The organism is Burkholderia multivorans ATCC BAA-247 (genome assembly GCF_000959525.1).
GTDB classification, from domain to species: Bacteria; Pseudomonadota; Gammaproteobacteria; order Burkholderiales; family Burkholderiaceae; genus Burkholderia; species Burkholderia multivorans.
Genome location: NZ_CP009832.1, coordinates 2,328,394 through 2,348,727, shown reverse-complemented (window position 1 = coordinate 2,348,727; position 20,334 = coordinate 2,328,394). Strand labels below are relative to the sequence as shown.

General features: G+C 62.8%; 25 protein-coding genes. 23 read left to right on the top strand and 2 right to left on the bottom strand.

Annotated features, from left to right (window positions below; genetic code table 11):
* The first annotated feature begins 23 nt into the window (after window positions 1–23).
* The 5 genes from NP80_RS23320 (at window position 24) to NP80_RS31095 (ending at window position 5,225) form a co-directional block, all read left to right on the top strand.
* On the top strand, window positions 24–551 hold the full coding sequence (locus NP80_RS23320) for a phage regulatory CII family protein (RefSeq protein ID WP_035948620.1): 528 nt from the start codon (window positions 24–26) through the stop codon (window positions 549–551).
* A 1-nt stretch (window position 552) separates the two neighbouring features.
* Window positions 553–936 (top strand): hypothetical protein, encoded by a 384-nt coding sequence (locus tag NP80_RS23315; RefSeq protein WP_035948643.1) that lies wholly within the window; start codon window positions 553–555, stop codon window positions 934–936.
* Between the two features lie 158 nt (window positions 937–1,094).
* Window positions 1,095–3,602: a virulence-associated E family protein gene (locus NP80_RS23310; protein WP_006412165.1), complete on the top strand. Its 2,508-nt coding sequence runs from the start codon at window positions 1,095–1,097 to the stop codon at window positions 3,600–3,602.
* Between the two features lie 221 nt (window positions 3,603–3,823).
* The gene (locus NP80_RS23305) at window positions 3,824–4,411 is read left to right on the top strand and encodes a hypothetical protein (protein WP_035948622.1); all 588 of its coding nucleotides are present in this window, start codon (window positions 3,824–3,826) and stop codon (window positions 4,409–4,411) included.
* Window positions 4,412–4,646: 235 nt separating this feature from the next.
* Window positions 4,647–5,225 carry a hypothetical protein gene (locus tag NP80_RS31095; RefSeq protein WP_140401752.1) on the top strand — a complete coding sequence of 193 codons (579 nt, stop codon included), beginning with the start codon at window positions 4,647–4,649 and terminating at the stop codon, window positions 5,223–5,225.
* On the opposite strand, the gene NP80_RS23300 is transcribed toward NP80_RS31095, so the two are convergent.
* On the bottom strand, window positions 5,176–5,484 hold the full coding sequence (locus tag NP80_RS23300; RefSeq protein ID WP_035948626.1) for a hypothetical protein: 309 nt from the start codon (window positions 5,482–5,484) through the stop codon (window positions 5,176–5,178). The genes NP80_RS31095 and NP80_RS23300 overlap by 50 nt on opposite strands.
* 425 nt (window positions 5,485–5,909) lie before the next feature.
* Here NP80_RS23300 and NP80_RS31555 point away from each other — a divergent pair, with 425 nt between their 5' ends.
* The 11 genes from NP80_RS31555 (at window position 5,910) to NP80_RS23240 (ending at window position 14,665) form a co-directional block, all read left to right on the top strand.
* Window positions 5,910–6,479, top strand: a complete 570-nt coding sequence (locus tag NP80_RS31555) for a hypothetical protein (protein ID WP_006412168.1) — start codon at window positions 5,910–5,912, stop codon at window positions 6,477–6,479.
* Window positions 6,442–8,430: a phage terminase large subunit family protein gene (locus NP80_RS23285; RefSeq protein WP_172488703.1), complete on the top strand. Its 1,989-nt coding sequence runs from the start codon at window positions 6,442–6,444 to the stop codon at window positions 8,428–8,430. The genes NP80_RS31555 and NP80_RS23285 overlap by 38 nt, the downstream gene beginning before the upstream one ends.
* A gap of 9 nt (window positions 8,431–8,439) precedes the next feature.
* Entirely contained in the window at window positions 8,440–8,646 is a 207-nt protein-coding gene (locus tag NP80_RS23280; RefSeq protein WP_006412163.1) for a phage head-tail joining protein, read from the top strand.
* Complete coding sequence (locus tag NP80_RS23275; protein ID WP_006412170.1) at window positions 8,643–10,133, top strand: phage portal protein; 1,491 nt, start codon at window positions 8,643–8,645, stop codon at window positions 10,131–10,133. The genes NP80_RS23280 and NP80_RS23275 overlap by 4 nt, the downstream gene beginning before the upstream one ends.
* Window positions 10,130–11,203 carry a head maturation protease, ClpP-related gene (locus tag NP80_RS23270; protein WP_006412159.1) on the top strand — a complete coding sequence of 358 codons (1,074 nt, stop codon included), beginning with the start codon at window positions 10,130–10,132 and terminating at the stop codon, window positions 11,201–11,203. Before NP80_RS23275 ends, NP80_RS23270 begins: the two co-directional genes overlap by 4 nt.
* Before the next feature lie 24 nt (window positions 11,204–11,227).
* Entirely contained in the window at window positions 11,228–11,572 is a 345-nt protein-coding gene (locus tag NP80_RS23265; RefSeq protein WP_006412178.1) for a head decoration protein, read from the top strand.
* Between the two features lie 72 nt (window positions 11,573–11,644).
* Window positions 11,645–12,640, top strand: a complete 996-nt coding sequence (locus tag NP80_RS23260) for a major capsid protein (RefSeq protein WP_006414277.1) — start codon at window positions 11,645–11,647, stop codon at window positions 12,638–12,640.
* A 1-nt stretch (window position 12,641) separates the two neighbouring features.
* Window positions 12,642–12,932: a head-tail joining protein gene (locus NP80_RS23255; RefSeq protein WP_006411281.1), complete on the top strand. Its 291-nt coding sequence runs from the start codon at window positions 12,642–12,644 to the stop codon at window positions 12,930–12,932.
* Window positions 12,933–12,937: 5 nt separating this feature from the next.
* The gene (locus tag NP80_RS23250) at window positions 12,938–13,465 is read left to right on the top strand and encodes a phage tail protein (RefSeq protein WP_006414272.1); all 528 of its coding nucleotides are present in this window, start codon (window positions 12,938–12,940) and stop codon (window positions 13,463–13,465) included.
* Complete coding sequence (locus tag NP80_RS23245; protein WP_006408980.1) at window positions 13,458–13,985, top strand: hypothetical protein; 528 nt, start codon at window positions 13,458–13,460, stop codon at window positions 13,983–13,985. Before NP80_RS23250 ends, NP80_RS23245 begins: the two co-directional genes overlap by 8 nt.
* Window positions 13,982–14,665: a phage baseplate assembly protein V gene (locus NP80_RS23240; protein ID WP_006408984.1), complete on the top strand. Its 684-nt coding sequence runs from the start codon at window positions 13,982–13,984 to the stop codon at window positions 14,663–14,665. The genes NP80_RS23245 and NP80_RS23240 overlap by 4 nt, the downstream gene beginning before the upstream one ends.
* A gap of 2 nt (window positions 14,666–14,667) precedes the next feature.
* Here the strand turns inward: NP80_RS23240 and NP80_RS31090 are convergent, their stop codons facing one another.
* The gene (locus NP80_RS31090) at window positions 14,668–15,228 is read right to left on the bottom strand and encodes a hypothetical protein (protein WP_140401753.1); all 561 of its coding nucleotides are present in this window, start codon (window positions 15,226–15,228) and stop codon (window positions 14,668–14,670) included.
* Window positions 15,229–15,588: 360 nt separating this feature from the next.
* Between NP80_RS31090 and NP80_RS23235 the strand changes: the two genes are divergently transcribed.
* From NP80_RS23235 to NP80_RS23205, 7 genes are all read left to right on the top strand, one after another.
* A complete protein-coding gene (locus NP80_RS23235; protein WP_006408988.1) occupies window positions 15,589–15,768 on the top strand; it encodes a hypothetical protein in 180 nt (59 codons plus the stop codon).
* Window positions 15,765–16,109: a GPW/gp25 family protein gene (locus tag NP80_RS23230; RefSeq protein ID WP_006408979.1), complete on the top strand. Its 345-nt coding sequence runs from the start codon at window positions 15,765–15,767 to the stop codon at window positions 16,107–16,109. The genes NP80_RS23235 and NP80_RS23230 overlap by 4 nt, the downstream gene beginning before the upstream one ends.
* The gene (locus tag NP80_RS23225) at window positions 16,106–16,999 is read left to right on the top strand and encodes a baseplate assembly protein (RefSeq protein ID WP_006408983.1); all 894 of its coding nucleotides are present in this window, start codon (window positions 16,106–16,108) and stop codon (window positions 16,997–16,999) included. Before NP80_RS23230 ends, NP80_RS23225 begins: the two co-directional genes overlap by 4 nt.
* The gene (locus tag NP80_RS23220; RefSeq protein WP_006408981.1) at window positions 16,992–17,558 is read left to right on the top strand and encodes a phage tail protein I; all 567 of its coding nucleotides are present in this window, start codon (window positions 16,992–16,994) and stop codon (window positions 17,556–17,558) included. Before NP80_RS23225 ends, NP80_RS23220 begins: the two co-directional genes overlap by 8 nt.
* Window positions 17,555–18,634, top strand: a complete 1,080-nt coding sequence (locus tag NP80_RS23215) for a gp53-like domain-containing protein (RefSeq protein ID WP_006408978.1) — start codon at window positions 17,555–17,557, stop codon at window positions 18,632–18,634. The genes NP80_RS23220 and NP80_RS23215 overlap by 4 nt, the downstream gene beginning before the upstream one ends.
* A 2-nt stretch (window positions 18,635–18,636) precedes the next feature.
* Window positions 18,637–19,074 (top strand): tail fiber assembly protein, encoded by a 438-nt coding sequence (locus NP80_RS23210; RefSeq protein WP_226823084.1) that lies wholly within the window; start codon window positions 18,637–18,639, stop codon window positions 19,072–19,074.
* 81 nt (window positions 19,075–19,155) lie between these two features.
* On the top strand, window positions 19,156–20,325 hold the full coding sequence (locus tag NP80_RS23205) for a phage tail sheath subtilisin-like domain-containing protein (RefSeq protein ID WP_045594168.1): 1,170 nt from the start codon (window positions 19,156–19,158) through the stop codon (window positions 20,323–20,325).
* Window positions 20,326–20,334: the final 9 nt, after the last annotated feature.

Sequence of the window (20,334 nt, the reverse complement as noted above, 5' to 3'; positions counted from 1 at the left end):
ATCAATTTGGAGTTCGCGTCAAAATGACCTGCCGATACGACAGCACTGAATGGTTGGACGTCTTGTACACGTCCGTTCGCAACACGCCCGGCGGCGTCGCCGACGCCGCCAACTATCTCACCGTGCGACGCGGCAAAAACGTCACGACAGAGTCGTTGCGCCTGCGCTTGCGCGGCGTCGGCGATAGCCGCTTGTCGATGGAAATGTTCGAGCTGCTGATCGAGTGGATGCAGGAAAAGACCGAGGCCAAGGCGCACGCACTCGATGCGCTCCATGCACTGAACGCACGTTTCGGATTGGTCGCAGAGCACGTGGACGAGCACGGTGTCGATGATGCGCTGGAGCCGGGCGCAATGCGGCTCGTTTCGACTGCGCTGCATCTGCAGGCGCACGTGGGCCGCGTCGCGGACGATGTGACCCGCGCGCTCGAAGATCAGCGGATCGACGATCGCAAGGCCGAAGAGATCATCGCGACGGGGCGAAAGGGGCAGCGCCTGTTCCAGCGGCTGATCCATGCCGCCCGCAACCTTGCGAAGCGCCGCCGCCGCTGACATGGAGCGATTCAAGCCCGGCATGGGGTGCTGCCGTGTGACGCGCGAGCAGGTCGAACTGTGCTGCAGCTACTCGCAGCAGCTCGCGTGCGCGACCGCAAGCCTTGCTCATCGCTTTGCCACTGCGCCTGACGACGCTGGCCGATTTCTTGGTGATCTGATGGCGACATTTCCCGATCGCGTCGCCGTGTTTCTTGCGGAGGCGGAGCGAGTCAGTCGCGTTGACGTGTTCATCGCGGCGGCGGCCCGTTTCTGCGGCGCACTTCCCACCAAGCCGGAACGCCACGCGTTCCGCGATCAGATCGTCGGCCAGCTTTGTGCGGCCGATCTTTCCGCATTCGATGAGCGTATGTCCGCCGAATGGCGTCGACTGCGCGGCAAGTAACCGGAGACCAAAGTGACTTTGCAGAGCGTCAGCAGCGGCCTGCGCCGCCGGCATTCGATGCCGCAACGCAAGACGATCGGGACCGATGTGTATAGCGCCGGCCGGAAGGCATGGCGCTCAACCCTTCATCAACGTGAACTGGAAAGGAGAATCGCTGAATGTCGTCGCTAGACCAGATCCGCGCGCAGCTTGCGGCAGCTGGACATCCGGAACTGCCGGCTGGCCACCCGATCGCGGATGGCAAGCACCACCGCTACGGGCCGCGAAAGAAGTACTGGTACCAATTGCGCGAAGTCGTCAGCAAGGGTGCGGTGATCGGATACGCCGGCACTTACGGTCACTTCTCGGGCGACGATCCCGGTACCGAGCGTTTCGAATGGGGCGGTGCACCGCTGAGCGAAGAAGCGCTGGCGGAAACCCGTCGCCGTCAGGAAGCTGCCGAGCGCGAGCAGGCCGAACGCGACGCGCGGCAGGCGAAGCTGGCCGCGAACCGTGCACGTGATCAGTGGGGCCGTGCATCCGAACACGGCACGTCCGCATACCTGGAGCGCAAGCAGATCACGGCCGAAGGCGTGCGCTTTGATGTCGACGGCACGATGTTCGTGCCGATGTACCAGTACGGCGAAGAACCGCGCCTTGTTGGCCTGCAGAAGATCACGCCCGACGGCGCGAAACGCTTCAGCAAGGGCATGGAGAAGAAGGGCGCATCGTGCCTGCTTGGCGTGGTGGGGGCTGACGATCAGATCGTGATGGTCGCCGAAGGCTACGCGACGGCACGATCGATCCGCATGGCGGTCGACCGGGCATTCGCAGTCGATGTTTGCTTTGACGCGGGCGGAATACTGCCGGCCGTGCGCCGCTTACGTGCGATGCACCCGGACGTTCACGTCCTGATCTGCGCCGACGACGACTGGAAAATCGAGCAGCGCATGCGCGAGTGGCTGGCCGACGAGTTCGCTTTCCGGGGCGAACTGATCTTCGGTGCTGACCCGGTGCGGATCGAGGCGAAGAATACGTGGTACATGGTCGCCGCAGCACGCCGTCATGATGACAATGGTGTGCCGTACGTTGAGGTGAGCTACGGCAACGATGTGATGCCAGTGCGCCGGAAGCGTTTCGAGAACACGGGCCTGAAACGCGCGTACGAGGCGGCAGCCGAGGTTGACGACGTGAGCGTCGTCTATCCCGTGTTCGCCGATCGCGGCGAGCGCAAGCTAACCGACTTCAACGACCTGCATGTCGAAGAAGGCCTCGAAGCCGTCACCGAGCAGGTACAAGCAGCGATCTTGCGCGTCATCGCGCCAGCGAACGCAGACATTCGGCCCGCGACGATGTCACCGTCGACCGCGGACGTGCCGAAATCGAAACCCGCCGCGACGTCCGCTGCCGCAGAAGGGCCACAATGGGATGGCCGCGAAGCGGAGAACGGCGCCCATACGTGGGAACAGGATCTCGCGCGCTCCGAGAAGGGCACGCTGCTACCAACGCTCGGCAACGTGCACATGATCCTGTCGAACCACAAGGCGTGGAAGGGCGTGATCGAGCAGGACGACTTCGGTGGCCGCGTGATGAAGCGCAAAGCGCCGCCGTTCCCGCAAGGTGTGACGGGCGAGTGGACCGACATGGATGACCAGCGCTGCGCCTTGTGGTTGTCGCAGCGGTACGGTCTGTCGGTGCGCACCGACATCGTGATGAACGCGGTGCTGCTGGTGGCGGACGCGACCCACTTCCACGAGGTCCGCGAATACCTCGAAGGGCTCAAATGGGATGGCGTGCCGCGCGTGCGGAAGATGCCGTCGACGTACCTGCGCGTGGCCGACAGCGAGTACGTGCAGCTCGCGTTCATGAAATGGATGATCGCGGCCGTCGCGCGCGTCATGGAACCGGGCTGTAAGGTCGATAACGTGCTGATCCTCGAAGGCAAGCAGGGACACCGCAAGTCGACCGCACTGAAGGTGCTGGCGGGCGCTCCGTGGTTCACCGACACGCCGATCCAGATCGGCAACAAGGACACGTATGCCGTGCTGGCCGGCAAGTGGGTGATCGAGCTGGCCGAGCTGGATTCGCTGAACAAGGCCGATTCTTCGGCGGTGAAGAGCTTCTTCGCGACGGCCGTTGACCGGTTCCGCAACTTCTACGGCAAGCGGGCGACCGACGTGCCGCGTCAGTGCGTGTTCGCCGGCTCGGTCAACTTCGATACGTACCTGAAGGACGAATCGGGCAACCGCCGCTACTGGCCGCTGCGCGTCGGCGGCATGGTGGACATCGACGGCATCGTCGCCGTGCGCGATCAGCTGTGGGCCGAGGCCGTGCATCTGTACCGCTCGGGCGTCGTTTGGCACGTCACGGAGGACGAGCGTCCCCTGTTCGAGATCGAACAGGCTGAGCGCTACGAAGGCGACGTGTACGAAGACAAGATCGCGAAGGCCCTCGAATACGTTGCGCGCACGACGATGGAAGAAATCCTCGCCGACGTCCTGAAGCTCGATACGTCGAAATGGACGCTCCCGGAGCAGCGCCGTATCGGCAAGGCGTTGAAGTCGCTCGGTTGGGTGCGCAAGCGCGAATCGACCGGTTCACGCGGCTGGTACTACGTGCGCGAGGAACAGGAGCCTGAAGTCGAACGCGAACTGGTTACGGCCGGTGATGACGACAGCCCGCTGTAATGCGTTGGCGCACCGTGCCGGCATTGTCGGCGCGCCGCTGCGCCAGCTTTGGCGCGCCGTGGACGTCCCATGTCCCGACGTCCCAAAGCGCGGCCTCGGGCGCGGGTGCGCGGGCGCGACATGCGCGACGTGAGGGCGCATGTCGCGCATGTCGTAGGCGCGCACACCTGCAAGCCTTTTCCCTTGGGACATTGAGACGTTAGGACGAATAGGAGAGAGTCGTGATTGATTTGATGGAGCGTGCGGGTATCGCAATGAGCGTTCGTGGTCAGTTCACCGACCCAATTGCCGATCCGAAAGTTACTTTGGGTGCGCTCGCCTTTGCGAACGATCTCGGTCGGTTGCTGGTTCGAATCAAGGCCGGGCAGGACGTCACGCGTGAGACTGTGCGACGCGCGACGCTGCTGTTGGCGCAGATGATCCGGACGTCGGGCCGGTTCAAGCGCAACCGCTTCACCGGTTTGAATCGCGACGATCGCCGCGAGCAGCGCGCGGGATACGAAGTCGAGCGAGCGAAGGTCGATATCGTTGAGCGATTCGCGCTGCGGTTGCTCGACGAATGGGTCAACGACCAATGTGTGCAATGCGAGGGCCGCGGCGTGGTGCGCCGGGGCGGCCGGTATATCTGCCCCGATTGCTCCGGTTCAGGCAAGCGCCCGATCGATGAGGCGGCACGTGCTCACGCGCTCGGTGTCCCGCTTGCCGACTACCGACGACACTGGACGCGTCGCTTTCACGACATGCTCGCGCTGCTCGATAGCGTGAATGGATCGGTGTACGACACAATGCGCCGGCAATTGCGAGAATGAAACGTCTTCCATTCCAAGAGCGGATCGCGTAAACTTCGCACATCCTTTACCGCATCACTGGATGTTCGCTGGCACCGCGCGTTAGTCGTGCAAACCTCTCGGGACATAAGAACACATAGCGGAGCCCGTTAGGTCGTGTGGGGGCGTTCGCCCTTACGAAACGAATTCCAAAGCCCTGAGTGCGAAAGCCCTCGGGGCTTTTTCTTTTGGGGCATGCGTCCTGTCGAGGTATCCGATGAACAACAATCGTTTTGTCGCCGCGCAACAGGGATACATGGCGTGGGGAATTCTTCAGGCCGACAGCCGGCGGCTCGCACGCTATTGTGGTGACGTCGTCGCGTGGCAAATGGATGCGGATGATGAGCGGCAGGGCGATGCGCGCCAGAGATTTGTCGCCCGACCGGTTCTGTTGACTGAAGCGCCTGAGGGATTGGTGGTTGCTTGTAACGGCCGGCTGTATGGTGAGTGGCGCGAATGGAACGACTTCGAGTCGTGGTTGCGCTCGGAGGGCTTGGTTGTTGCGGCCGACGACGTAGATCTTGCGCGGCGCTTGTATCGGGTCGGCGATGAACTTCTCGAGGACAGGGCGCGTTTGTCATGGGCGACGGCGGGTGACGCTGATGGAGTCGATGCGTTACGGACGATGTCCGCGGCCCTGAGCACATGCAGTGGATTTGCCGGCCCAATCTCCCGCGTCATCCAGACGCGCGTCTGCTCGGGGCTGGTAGCAGACGCCTTGAATGAGGTGGCTGCGGTTGAGAAGGTTAATCGGGCAGCACGAGCCGCTTTAGATGGTCGGGCAACGTTGCCTTGAAGGCAGCTTCGAATTGCTCTCGATATAGGGCGGTGACGCCCGGCTGGTCGCGTCGGATCTCGTACATCATGCGAAGTGCAGCAGCCAGCGGCTCCCAAGTATCCGGCGACAACATCGTCAGGTTGGCGAGGGCTTGCAGGATGGAGGTGTGGGCAGCTGCGTTTGCGTCGCGAAGCTGCGTGCCTTTGATTAGTAGCTGTACCTCGGCACGAAGTCGCTGTACCTCGGCCTGAAGTTGTTCAATTTCCGGCTTATCCATTATTGCTCCGGTGTTGGTTTGTTTGGCCCCGAGCGTGCAATTGTGACACGCCGCGGCCAGCGTACTCAGTGACCGGCTGTACAGAGATATGAAGCCCTGAGTGCGAACGCTCTCAGGGCTTTTTGCATTGGGGCGCTGAAATGCGAATCGAGTCGACGAGCGCCGGGCCGAGTGAGGTCTGGTCGACGTGGGATGAAGATCGAAGCATGGGGCGCGTTACCGCGCGGTGCTTCGTGATTGACGACGCGATCGACCGTATCGTGTGGGCGATGGACCGAGCAGGCGACGGCGGGACCGCGGATGTCGCGATCGGTACGGGTCTGCCTATTTTTTGAGCAGGCGGGGACCCTCTGGGCATCGCCATACGCGGGGGCTCGCACCCGCGTTTTTTCTCTACTGGCGAGTCTCCCTAGGGGGTCATATTCATGCCGACTCAGCAGCAGATCGCCGAGCATCTTGATCTTGATCAGTCGGCCGTTTCACGGTTTGTCGACAAGGCTCGGCTCGATTACAAGACCGCGTCGATAGACGAGATCCGCGTCGCATATATCCGGCACCTGCGCGAAGTCGCTGCCGGCCGCGCGAGCGAGACCGGCATCGATCTCGTCGCCGAGCGCGCGATGACGGAGCGCGTTGATCGCGAGATCAAATTGCTGACGCTGGCCGAGAAGAAGGGGCAGCTCGTCAACGCGGCGCAGCTGGAACAGGCATACGGCCTGATGGTCGGCGCTTTTCAAACGGAACTGCTGTCGCTCGCCGACAAGCTGGTGCAGGAGCTGCACGCGCTATACGGCGTCCACGTCGACGTCGAATGGTTGAACGAGCATATCTATGGATGCCTTGAGCAGCTTTCTGAATACGACCCAGACGGTGCACGCAGTGATTCGCCGGATCGCGAAGATGCTGCGTCCACCCGAGCGGATCGGGACGACCGAATGGGCGCGCAAGCATCGGAGGATGAGCGCGAAAGCGACCGCTACGCCGGGGCGCTATAACCCGGCCATCACGCCGTGGGTGTTTGGCATGCACGACGCGCTGGACGATCCGAACGTGCAGAAGGTCGTGTGCATGAAATCGGCGCAGGTCGCGTGGACGGACGGCGTCCTGCTGAACTACATCGGCAAGCGGATCGACGTCGATCCGTGTCCGATGATCGTGATGTTCCCGAAAGAGAAGACGGCGAAGAAGTTCAATCTCGAAAAGTTCGAACCGATGGTCGAGGTGACGCCTCGGCTTTCGGCGAAACTGCCGGTCCATTCGGCGCGGGATAAAAACAACCTGTGGGATCACAAGACGTTTGCGCGAGGGTTCCTGAAGTTCATCACCTCGAACGCGCCGGACGAAGTGAAGTCGACGCCGGCTCCGGTCGTGGCTGTGGAGGAGCCGGACGACGCGAACACGAACGTGCGCGAGCAGGGTGACTCGATCACGCTGCTCGAGGAGCGGAACAAGAGCTATTCGGCCCGGCGCCGCAAGATGATCTTGGGCGGCACGCCGACCGTCGACGGCCTGTCGCGGATCCAGCAGGCGTACGCAGCGTCCGACCAGCGTGTGTATCTGGTGCCGTGCCCCGACTGCGACGAAGAGCACGAACTTGCGTGGGAAAACGTCACGTGGAGCGAGGACGCGGATGTTGTGCACGAGGTGTACGGCCGCGCTCGGCCGGAATCGGCCCGCTACACGTGTCCGCACTGCGGTTCGTTGTGGGACGACGCGATGCGCATTCGCGCGGTACGGCGCGGGCGGTGGGTCGCCACTGCGCCGTTTCACGGTGTCGCCGGCTTTCGTATCAACGAGCTGGTGTCGCCGTTTCCCGGCTCCAACATGGCCGAGCTGGTCAAGAAGTGGCTGACGGCCGAGAAGGCGCTGCGCGAGGGCGACGACACGAAGATGCGCTCGTTCGTGAACAACTCGCAGGGTCGGCCGTACAAGTACAAGAGCGACCTGCCGGAGCTCGATGTGCTCGCCGAACGGGCGCTGCCGTACGACGAACTGACGGTGCCGGCCGGCGGCTTGCTGCTGACGCTCGGCGTCGACGTGCAGCACGATCGTCTGGCGATCATCCTGCGTGCGTGGGGGCGAGGCGAGGAAAGTTGGCTGGTCGCGTGGGGCGAAATCCACGGCAACGTGCTCGAGCAACAGCAGGATCCGCTCGTCGGCGGCGTATGGGGTGCGCTCACGACGCTTCTGACGCACGGCTACCGGCATGAAAACGGCTGGCTGCTGCGCGTGCGCGCGACGTCGATCGACTCGTCGGACGGCTCCACGTCGGACGCCGTCTACAAGTACGTGCGCGCGGCGCAACAGGCCGGGCATCACGTGATGGCGGTCAAGGGCAGCAGCAATCCGGACGCGGAGATCTTCAGCGTGCCGAAGGCGTCGATCGATTCGACCCGGAACAACAGCAAGGCCGCGAAGTACGGTCTGCGCCCGTACATGGTCGGCGTGAGCCGCGCGAAGGATCTGATTTTGGAAAACCGGCTGAAGCTCGAAGGCGACGGGCCGGGCCGCATGCACTGGTATCGCGACGTACGCGGCGACTACCTGTCGCAGCTCACGGCCGAGGTGAAGGTGCCGGGGCCGCGCGGCGGCAAGCGAGTGTGGCAGAAGAAGGCCGGTGCGAGAAACGAGGCGCTGGACTGCGAAGGCTACGCGCTGCATGCGGCTCGCAGCGTCAAGGTGCATCTGATGAAGGAGGAGCACTGGCAACTGGAACAGCACCGTGTCTCTCAGGTTTCGTTGTTCGACGCGGTTCCCGTGTTGGAGACGTTGCCTTCGGTGCTACCGGTTGAGCCGTTGCCCGATCCGCCGGCCGAACCGGTTGCCGTCGAGACCCCGCGGCTCGCGCAGCAAGCTGCAAAACCCACCGAAACCCCGCCACCGAGCGGGGTTTCGCGCATTCAGGGGCGTCGAGTCGGGCGGTCGAGCTACCTGTCGCGACGCTAGGAGGTGTTCATGGCATACACAAAGCAGGATCTGGAGCGTATCCAGTCGGCGATCGCTAAAGGCGAGCTGGAAGTCCAGTACGCGGATCGACGAGTGAAATATCGCTCGATCGCCGAGCTGCGCGAAGCGCGCACCGAGATCATTCGCGATCTGAGCGGCGCTGCAGGGCGCTCAACGATCTTCCGGCTGCGGCATGCGGGCAAGGGGGTGCGATGAGTCGCACGTATCCCGCGCTCGCCCGGCGTGGCTTCGTGGTGCCGACGCGGTTGAAGGCGGCGGCATACGAATCGGCGAGCACTGTAGGGGCGCGGGCGAAGTCGTGGCGAGTATCAGGAGCGGGGCCGAACACGGCTGCCGTGCAAAACCTGTCGCTCATGCGGTCTCGCGCGCGCGATGCGATCCGAAACGACCCGTGGGCCAAGACGGCGATCGCGCGGCTCGTTTCGAACACGATCGGCACGGGTATTCAAGCGCATCCGCAGCATCCGAACGATGCGGTGCGCAAGATGCAAAAGCAACTTTGGGAGGACAGCGGGCAGGAGATTGACGCCGACGACGTGTTCGACATCGCGGGCATCCAAACGCTCGCCGCACGGTCGTTTTTCAGCGACGGCGAGGTGCTGGTGCGTCGCCGGATGCGCAGCCCGCGTGACGGTCTTGCAGTGCCGATGCAGATCCAGCTACTCGAAGGCGATCTGCTGCCGATGGAGAAAAACGAGCTGGTTCCCGGTGGCGAGGTCATCAACGGCGTGGAGTTCGACGCAGACGGCCGACGTGTCGCGTATCACCTGCTGCGGCGTCATCCCGGCGAGTACGGGCGCGCATCGATCGCGAACATGCAGACCGTGCGCGTGCCGGCCGATGAGATTGCGCACGTCTTCCTCGCGCTTCGGCCCGGTCAGGTGCGCGGCGTTCCCGAGCTGTCGACCGTGTTGCTTCGGCTGAAGTCACTCGACAACTTCGATGACGCGGTGCTGTTTCGGCAGGAGGTCAGCAACCTCTTTGCCGGCTTCATCACGAAGCCGCCGACCGAGCCGGGCATGCCGGGCGACCCCGTGACCGGCGGCGCCATGCAGTACGACGTCGACGGGTTCTCGCCCGTCGTTTCGCTCGAGCCGGGCAGCATGCAGGAGCTTGCGCCCGGCGAGGACGTGAAGTTCGCTGCGCCGCCGGGTGCGGGTGCCGACTACGGCCCGTTCATGCGCCAGCAACTGATGGCCGCAGCGGCGTCGGTCGGCATGCCGTACGAAGTGTTGACCGGCGACCTGCGCGACGTGAGCGACCGCGTGCTGCGCGTGATCCTGAACGAGTTCCGCCGCTCGATCGAGCAGCTGCAATGGAACGTGTTCATTCACCAGTTCTGCCGGAAGGTCTGGCGCTGGTGGGTCGATGCTTGCGCGTTGTCGGGTGCGATGCCGATGCCGGACTACTACCGAAACCGGCGCGACTACCTGCGGGTTCGATGGGTGCCGCAGGGCTGGCCGTACATCCATCCCGTGCAGGACGTCACGGCGAAGCGAATGGAGATCCGGGCCGGACTGGCGAGCCGTTCGGGCGCGGTGCTCGCGCGCGGCGACGACCCCGAGCAGGTGGACGACGAGAACGCGGCCGATCTTGCGCGCGAGCGGCGGCTCGGCCTTCGGTACGACACGCTCGAACCGGTCGACGGTGGAGGCGGTTTTTCAAATGGGGATGGCGAATGAAGGGAAAGAAGCGTTGGTGGGACATCCGGGCGCAGGCGAACGCGGCCGGCGAGCAGGTGGCCGAGATCCGGATCTACGGCGATATCGGCTTCTGGGGTACGGACGCAGAGCTGTTCGCGTCGAAGCTCGATGAGGTCGCCGCGACGGCTACGTCGATCGTCGTGGCCGTGAATTCGATGGGCGGCGACGTGTTCGACGCATTCACGATCTACAACGCGCTGCGTCGGCACGCCGGCAAGGTGACGGGCCGCGTCGACGGCGTCGCTGCATCGGCGGCATCGCTGATTCTGATGGCGTGCGACGAGATCGTGATGCCGTCGAACGCGATGCTGATGATTCATAACCCGCACACGGTCGCAGCCGGCGAGGCCGCCGACCTGCGCAAGCTCGCGGACCTGCTCGACAGCACGTCGGACAACATGCTCGCGGCTTACGTGGAGCGCAGCGGCCGGACCGAGGACGAAGTGCGGGCCATCATGGACGCGGAAACGTGGCTCACCGCCGCGCAGGCGCAGGAGCAGGGGTTCTGCGACACGATCGCCGAGCCGATCCGTATCGCGGCGTATGCGGGCGCTGCGCGACACGTCGCGCGGTTCGCGGCCGTGCCGGATCCGATCCGTGCGCTGCTTGCCGACGATGCCGAAGCGCCGCCCGTTCCTGAGCCGCAGCCCACCTCGACGCCGGCACCGCAGCCGGCGCCGGACGTAACGGCGCTTGCGTCGCACGTGTACGCCGCGTGCCGTGACGCGCGCATCGAGCACTGCGCCGAAGGCATCGTACTCGCCACCGGGCTGCGCGATCGCGCGACGGTCGATGCGGCGATCCGCAACGCGCAGGACATTGCGGGCATCTGTCTCGCGGCGAATCTGACCGAGCTGACAGCGGGCTTCGTGGCGGACGGCCTGTCGCCCGATCAGGTTCGCGCACGGCTGTTCGAGCGTGTGACCGCGTCGCAGACGCGGATCAATCATCGCGCTCAACCGGTCGCACCGGCCGAGTCGACCGTGGTCGCGAACGCGCCGCGAGCGGCGTCCATCTACGCGGCTCGCAAGAGCGGCAAGCAACTTTGACGTTACCCGAGGAGGGGAAAACTCATGTCGAACGTGAAGCAACAAGGCGTGCTGACGGCCGAATTTCTCGTGTCGGAAGGCAACGGGCAGATTTCGCGCGAGCGCATCGTGGTCAAGGCAGGGCCGGCGCTGCCGGCCGGACAGGTGCTCGGCGTGACGAGCACCGGTGAGTATGCGCCATACGACAACACGGCGAACGACGGCTCGGAAGTCGCGGCGGCAGTGCTCTATGCGCCGCTGCCGGCGTCGGACGCGCCGCGCCCGGCGACGGGCATCGTGCGGCTCGCCGAGGTCGCAGGTGCGCTGTTGACCGGGCTCGACGTTGCCGGCCGCAGCGATCTCGCCGAGCGGCACGTGATCGTCCGCTGACCGTCCTAAGCGCCATTCAGGGCCACGCACTGCGCGTGGCCTTTTTTGTATCCACTTCATGTTGGAGGTTGTATGGCGGACATCGCCCTGTTTCAAGACGACGCCTTCTCGCTGTCGTCCCTGAGTGCTGCGATCAACGAGCAACCGTATGTGCCGGGCCGTATCGGTACGCTCCGCCTGTTCGAAGAGGACGGCATCACGACGACGACGGTGCAGATCGAGCGCGACGGCGACACGCTGTCGCTCGTCGCGGCCGGCCAGCGCGGTGCACCGGCTGCTGTTGTCGCGGGTAGCAAGCGCAGCATGATCCCGTTCAATACGGTGCACCTGCCGCAGCGTGCAGTGATCATGGCCGACGAAATCGCGAACCTGCGTGCGTTCGGTTCCGAAACGGAGCTGGAGGCACTGCAAACCGTCGTGAATCGCCGACTCGCCAAGATGCGTCGGCAGCTCGATGCGACGCACGAATTCCACCGCATCGGCGCAATCAAGGGCGCGGTGCTGGACGCTGACGGCAAGACGGTCCTGATCGACCTGCTGAAGTACTTCGGCATCGAGCAAACGGTGATTCCGTTCGAGCTGTCCACTGCGACGACCGAGATTCGTCAGAAGTGCGTCGAGGTGCAGGACGCGATCGAGGACGCGCTCGGTGCGATGACGTACACGGGTGTGCGGGTGCTGTGCGGGCGCGAGTTCTGGAACAAGCTGATCGTCGCGAAGTCGGTGAAGGAAACGTATCTCGCGTCGGTGATGGCCGCGCAGCTGCGTGGCGATGCGCGCGACGCGTTCGACTTCGGCGGCTGCACCTTCGAGCGGTATCGCGGCCGCGTCGGCGACGTCGGCTACGTTGCGGACGACGAAGCGTACGCAGTGCCGGAAGGCGTGCCCGAGTTGTTCATCACGCGCTTCGCGCCGGCCGACTATGTCGAAGCGGTGAACACGACGGGTCTTCCGTACTACGCGAAGCAGGAGCTGATGGACTTCGGCAAGGGCGTCGAGATCGAGGCGCAATCGAACCCGATCCATCTGTGCACGCGCCCGAAGGCGCTGATCAAGCTGAAGGCGTGACGTGGCATTCCGGGATCTGATCTCGGACGTCGACGCTGCGGTGCTGCGCGATCTCGGCGATGCGGATATCACGATCGATGGCCGGCCCGTCGAAGGGATGTTTGCGTCGCCGTGGCTCGGGCCGGATCTCGGCAGCCAGCGCACGCAGCTCGTCGCACCGGTGTTTCATCTGCGCGACCGCGATGCCACTACGGTCCGTCAGGGCAGCATCCTGATCGCAAGCGGCGAGCGTTACCGCGTGCTTGAGGCGCATCCGGACGGCACCGGCTGGACGGTCCTCATTCTCCAGTAGGCGATATGGACGATCTGAAGATCGAAATCGATATCAAAGAGGCGATGGCCGTGCTGCAAGGGTTGTCGCCGTCCGCGATGCAGGGTGCGTGGCGACGGACGTTGCGCAAGACGGCGGGCTGGATCAAGAGCCAGACCGCCAAGGAAGTCGGGGCGGCGACGAAGATCCCGCAGAAGGTGATCCGTAGCCGCCTCTACTTCTTTCTCCGCTCGGCCGATACCGGCAAGGTGTGGCTCGGTTTGAACCCGATCGAAGCGCATCGGCTCGGAAAGGCAACGAAAACGCGCAAGGGCATGCGTGTCGGCCGCCAGTCGTTCGTAGGTGCGTGGCGGCAAACGAAGCGAAAGCCGGATGGCCCGATATACGAGCGTGTCGGCAAGGAGCGGATGCCGTACCGGCTGATCACGGTGTCGTGGCAGCAGTCGGGCGACCCCGCGTTCCGACGTGCGGCCAAGGCATGCGAGGCCCGGCTGATGGTGATTCTCCGTCAGGAAGTGAACTACGAACTGCAGAAGGTGATGCGCCGTGCTTGAGAACCTGAAAGTGCTACACGATGCGATCGAGCGCGGCATGCGCGAGAAGCTGCCTGCGATGAAACGAATCGAGGCGTATCCGCGTCTCGGTCAGAAGATCGACACGCCGCTGATTGCCATCGAACTGAGCGAGTTCGAGCCCGGCCACGACGACGGGACGGGCGACGTGCCGCTGATTGCGCGCATGCAGGCCCGCGTCGTTTTCGATCCGATTGCCGAAGGCGCGGAGCTTGCCGTCCGGGAGGTGGCAGCACGCGTTGCGATGGTCGTGCATGGGAACACGTGGGAGCTACCGATCACGCCGGGCAAGGTCGTGCAGGTCGCGGAGGATCCGTTCCGGCCGCAGCTCGATACGTACTGCGTGTGGCTCGTCGAATGGACGCACGAATTCGGGCTCGGGATGGAAATCGGCGAGATCCCGGATGGTCCCGCGATTCTGTGGGGCGTCGATCCTGAAACGGGCTTAGGCAACGAAGCCCAGTATTGGGATCCGGCAGACGATGGGAGCGGTCGAACATGAGCGACTACGCACTGGGCGAGATCGATCGCCGCATGGCTTGCATGGTGCAACACGGGACGGTCGAAGAGGTCTCGTATCAGCCTCCGCTGTGCCGCGTGCGGATCGGCGATTGGGTGAGTGATTGGATGCCGTGGAAGACCGCCGCGGCCGGCGTTGTCCGTTTCTGGCGGCCGCCATCTGTTGGCGAACAGGCGTCGATGTTTGCGCCCTCTGGCGAACTTGCCGGCGCATACGCTGCGCCGGGCTATTACTCCGATCAGCATGGCGGATCGGCGCGATCCAGCCCGTCAGAGACGGCATGGGACTACCCGGATGGCGCATCCGAAGTCTACGACCATGAGAAGCATGAATACCGCGTCGACGTGCCGGCGGGCGGGCGCATCGTGTTCCGCATCGGAGGAACGGTGCTGGAGCTGCGCGCGGACGGCGTGACGTTGCGCACGAAGCAATTCCTCGGTGACGTGCCGGACTCGACCTTCACTGGCAACACGACGACCGAGAAGCGGCTCACATTTAACGGCGGGATGCAAGGCAAAGCCGAGGCAATAGGAGACGTCGCCGTGCAAGTACAAGGTGGTGCGGCGTTCACCGACGACGTCAAAGCGGCCGGTATCTCTGTTAGCCAGCATCGGCACATGGAGCAAGGCGATGGTGCTCCTGTTGGCCGTCCAATTTCCTGATTTTAGGTGGATGGCGCTAGCCCTGACGATGCGATTGGGGCATCTGTTCCTGCTGCAATTTTGTTTGCTGGACAGTATTGACGGATGAAATTCATTTTTACATTAAGGAGGGCGCGGGCGTCTTCTTCCGTGGCGAAATCGAAGCGCGGGTCAGGGCGAAGGGTTACTGTAATGGTGTGCGTGCATATGCGCAAATTCATCAGCAACGCTTGGACGTTAATGACGGATGTGTCGTTGAGTTTGCACTCTACTGATCGAGGTTTGTGGTCGTCAAAAGCATAGGCTGAAGCAATGTGATATTGAATGCAATAATCTAAAACCTCGATGCCACCCTGGACATTCGTCAGGATGCCGCTGATTTCTGTTTTAAATGGGGTGTTTGAAAATTGCTGCTCAATTATGTTTCTATCTTTAGCAAATTTTTGCACCCATATTGCGTAAGAGGATAAATAGTCCTGTTCTGCGCGCTGTAGCGATGCTGCCTTCCCAAATGTTCCAAATCTGAGGATCACATGGTTAATGCCCGCGGCAATCGTATCTGCCCCGACTTGGAAATCGTCCATTGCTTCTCTGAACGTATCTTGGTTCCTGATGATGGCATCGCGAGCTTTTTGATGTACGTCATTCAAATGTGTGAGCCATGTGCCAACTATTCCTGAAAGAAAAAATCCGACCGCGACAACTATTGTGGGGTGTCTGAAGAAAACGTCGATGCGACCTATGATGGACGGCGGTGATGGTCGATCGATAAGTGAAAGTCTGGATTTTCGTCGCGTGGTGGATATTTTGTACATAATCGAATTTTAGGGTATTGGTGTTGAATGATGTCTGCTTGTGAATGTGCGTCCGGGTTAAAAACCTTATCTTTCCGCGATGTGCGGGACCTCTATCTACGTGGGACTATTATGCCTAAAGAAAATATAGTGCATACCGTTACTGCATCGGTCACCTACCTCGACAACGTGTTTCGGAGCCGCGTAATCGTGTTTCCGAACGGCGATTTGCTTCGCGTATTTTGCGGTGAGGTGGTCGCAAAAAACGCCGCCCAGATCGAATACCTCGACACGCATCCCGACTTCAAACGGATCGAGGAGCGCGGATGAGCCGGTCCGGTGCACTCGTCGGCATGGACCGATGGACCGGTGCGCCGATCACCGGCATCGCGCACTTGAAGCAGAGCCTCGGCGACATCCTCGGCACGCGTAAGGGAACGCGACGGGAACTGCCCGAGTACGGCTCGGACCTGCCGTTGATGGTCGACCTGCCGGTCACGCGAGGTTGGATATCGGCCGCGCAGGCGGAGGCCGCGCGTGCGATCGGTCGATGGGAGCCGCGAATCAAGCTGGCTCAGGTCAAGGTGCTGTCGATCATTGATGGCAAACCAACTTTCCTCATCCGAGGCGAATACGACGGCACGGCCGTCGAAATCGAGGTGCCAACATGACCGTTATCGATCTCGCTTCACTGGATCCGCCGGACCTCGTCGAAGTACTCGACTTCGAGGCCGCGTTCCAAATGAAGCTGGAGTATTTCAAATCGATCTATCCCGACTGGACTGCGGCGCTGAAGTCGGATCCGGTCGTCAAGCTGATCGAGCTGGCGGCTTATGACGAGATCCGTGCGCGTGCGCGGATCAATGACGCCGCCCGTGCGGTGATGCTCGCGTTTTCGACTGGCGCTGACCTGGAGCATCTGGCGGTGCTTTTGGATACCGAGCGGGCGGTGGTCGATCCCGGTGATCCGGAGGCAAATCCACCGATCGAGCGCCGCATGGAATCGGACGACCGGTTGAAGCTGCGCGCACAGATGTCGCTGGAGCGGGCAACGGTTGCGGGTCCGTCCGGGGCATATCGTTCACTTGCGATGGATGCGTCGGCGGACATCCTCGACGTCGCTGTCGATCGGCCTGAAGCGGGCACGGTGCGACTCACGATCATGTCCGCGCGCGGCGATGGTGTCCCGGATCAGGCGTTGCTCGAGCTGGTTCGCGCGAAGGTTTCGCCGGAGACGGTCCGGCCGCTCAATGACACGGTGCTGGTGGAGCCGGCGATCAAGATCGAGTATGCAATTGACGCGGTCATCTACGTCGGTAGCGGCCCGGATCCGAACATCGTGCTCGATGCCCGGCGAAAGGTGCTCGACCGCGTCATAACAAAGTCGCGCCGGCTGCGTGCCGGTATGCCGCGAACGGCGATCGATGGGGCACTGCACGCGCCGGATAGCGGCGTCGTACGCATTGAGTTGCGATCGCCCAGCGTCGACGTCGTGTGTGGCCCGCGAGAGTTCGCACATTGCACGGCGATCAACCTCGAGGTGAGGACCGACGATGCGTGAGCCACTTCTGCCATCGAATCAGACGCCGCTCGAGGCGGCGCTCGCTCGCGTGATGCGACCAAGCGTCGATCCCGAGATCCTGCGGACGTTGGGGGACGCGGATCGTTGCCCGACAGCATGGCTGCCGTGGCTGGCATGGGGGCTCGCCGTTGACGGTTGGGAGCTGGCTGAATCCGAAGATGCGCGGCGAGCGCTTGTGAAGAGCTCGATGGCGCTGCACCGGAAGAAAGGCACACCGTGGGCGGTGCGCGAAGTGATCCGGCGGCTCGGGTTCGGCGAGGTCGAGATCATCGAAGGCCGCAGTGGCCGTCGGCGTGACGGATCAATCCTGCGTAACGGCGAGCAGCTGCATGGGAAAGCTAGCGCATGGGCCGAGTACATCGTGAAACTCGGCGTGCTGATTACACGTGATCAGGCCGACAAGCTTTGGCAGGCGATCGAGCGCTATGCGCCCGCACGCAGCAAGCTCGCCGCACTCGACTACGCCGCCGTGGCGATCCGACATAACGGCGTGGCACGACGGGATGGCCAATATACGAGAGGGAGCATTACAACATGACTAACCTTGTTGAGATCGAGCGATGGGAAGACGGGATCTATCAGCTCGAAACTTCCGACCGCGTGGAGGCCGGTCCGGACGGTATCGACAACCTGCAAGCAAAGCAACTCGCGAACCGCACGCGCTATCTGAAAAAGGTCCTCGAGGCGGGGCAAAGTGACTTTGACGCACACGTGGCGGCGGCCGACCCGCATCCGCAGTATGCGACGCATGCGGATCTGGCCGAGAAGTTGGCCGCGCTCGTTGCCCAGTCACCCGAAACGCTCGATACGCTCAGTGAGCTAGCGAAGGCGCTCGGCAACGATCCGAATTTTGCGACGACGATCACGAATGCACTCGCGCTTAAGGCGGCACTTGATTCGCCCGAATTCAGTGGCGCACCGAAAGCTCCGACGCCGCCACAGTTCGACAGCAGCTCGAGGCTGGCGACGATGGCTGCGGTACAGCGGGCACTCGGGAGTGCGTCGAGTATGAAGACTATCAGCGCTCCGGTCGCCATGGACATCACGCATGCGGGCGCTGACGTTGTCTTGTATGGCAACTCGAGCGCGTTCACACAGGTGCTCCCCGCCGTTAAAACCTTCCCGTCCGGAGTGGGGATGCGCTTCTACAACGCATCGGCTTATTCCGTGACGATTCAGACGGCGGGAAGCGACAGGTTTTCGGCTTTGGGGGGCACCGTAACGTCGATCGTGGTAGGTCCCGGCGATAGCCTTGCGATCTCGGCATACGCGCCGAGCAATTGGGAAGTCATGGGCGGGTCAGCCGCGTTGCAGTGGAGTTTCTCCTTCGACGCGACGCTGGACGTGAATGGAAGTCAGCGACTGCCCGGTGGCCTGATCGAAAAGTGGGGAATCGCAGCAACCGACGCAAACGGAGAGGTCACAATCGTATTTCCGAAGCGCTTTCCGAACGCAGCGCTCAACGCGGTGGCGAACCACGCCGGAGGTGGTGCGGCGATGGTTATTCTCCTGAATGGATCGCTCACGCAGGACGGCGTGCGGTTCAAGGTGTTCAACGACAGCGGTATGACGCAGCCGGGCTGGATCGTTTACTGGCGAGTTCTGGGGAAATGACGATGGCGCGAATTTATGCAGGTTACGACGAGCAGCGTCGAATTCAGTCCTTTTTCGACGATGAGTCGCGACCGGACGGTCTCAGCTTCGTCGAGATAACGCCGGAGCAACACCGTATGCTCATCGCGGGAATGGCTGCCGGAAAGACGATGGCGATCGATGACGCGCAAAAACCCATTCTGATCGATCCGCCGAAGCAAACCCGCGAGCAGTTGGCGGCCGCGATGCGCGTAGCCCGCGATGCTGCTTTGCGTGCGACCGATTGGCTTGTCTCTCGCCATCAAGACGAAAAATTGCTGGGTGACGGGACAACACTGACCGCCGACCAATTCGCCTTGCTGCTGCGGTATCGGCAATCCCTTCGCGATTCCAGCGAGTTGCCCGGCTGGCCGAACGTGGCGCTACCGGCGCCTCCACCGTTCGCAACGCAGGCGCAGTGATGAATCGACTGCGCTACCACGTTTATGCACTGTCAGGCCGCTCGTCGAGCGGCCTTTTTTGTAGCTTTCTCGGAGACCTGAATGGCTGCTACTTCTTTCTATCACGGCGTCACGACCGTGCTGGTCGATACCGGGCCACGCACGATCGCAGTCCCGTCGACATCGGTCGTCGGCATCGTGGACACCTACACGCCCGGCCCGGACCTCGTCGCGCCGAACGTGCCGGTACGCATCACCAGTGAGTATGACGCGGTCGCCGCGTTTGGTGAGGCCAGCCCGATTACGCGCGCGATTCAGGGCATCTACAAGCAGAGCAAGACGGTCATGGTGGCTGTCGGCGTTCCGGCCGATCAGACCGATGCTGAACTGACGTCCGCGATTATCGGTGGCGTGTCCGCGGGCGGTGCGCGCACCGGCATGCAGGCGCTGCTCGACGGCAAATCGCTGTTCGACCTGAAGCCGCGGTTGCTGATCGCGCCCGGCCATACCGCCAAGCAGCCGGTCGCGACAGCGGCCGATGAACTTGCCGCCAAGCTGCGCGCGATCGCGATCATCGACGGGCCGAACAACACCGACGAGGATGCGATCCAGTACGCGAAGAACTTCGGCAGCAAGCGTCTGTATCTGGTCGATCCCGGCGTGCGGTACTGGGACACGGCGAAGAACGCGGACGTCGACGCGCCGGCATCGGCGTATGCGGCGGGCCTGTTCTGCCAGACCGACGCGGCGATCGGCTTCTGGGCATCGCCATCGAACAAGGAAATCGTCGGCATCAGCGGCACGAAGCGGCCGATCGAATTCCTCGACGGCGACGAGACCTGCCGCGCGAACCTGCTGAACAACTCGTTTATCACGACGATCATCCGCGACGGCGGGTATCGCCTGTGGGGCAACCGCACGTTGTCGGCCGATCCGAAGTGGTCGTTCGTGACCCGCGTGCGCACGCTCGACATCGTGATGGACGCCGTACAGGCCGGCCATAAGTGGGCGGTCGATCGCGGCATTACGGCAACGTACGTGCAGGACGTCACCGAAGGACTGCGGGCGTTCATGCGCGATCTGCGCAATCAGGGCGCGGTGATCAACTTCGAGGTGTACCCGGACCCGAAGCTCAATTCGGCGTCGCAGCTCGAGCAGGGCAAGGTGTACTGGAACATCCGATTCACGGACGTTCCGCCCGCAGAAAACCCGATCTTCCGCTTCGAGGTCACGAACGAGTGGCTGACGGAAGTTCTCGACACGCAATCGTAAGAGGTGACG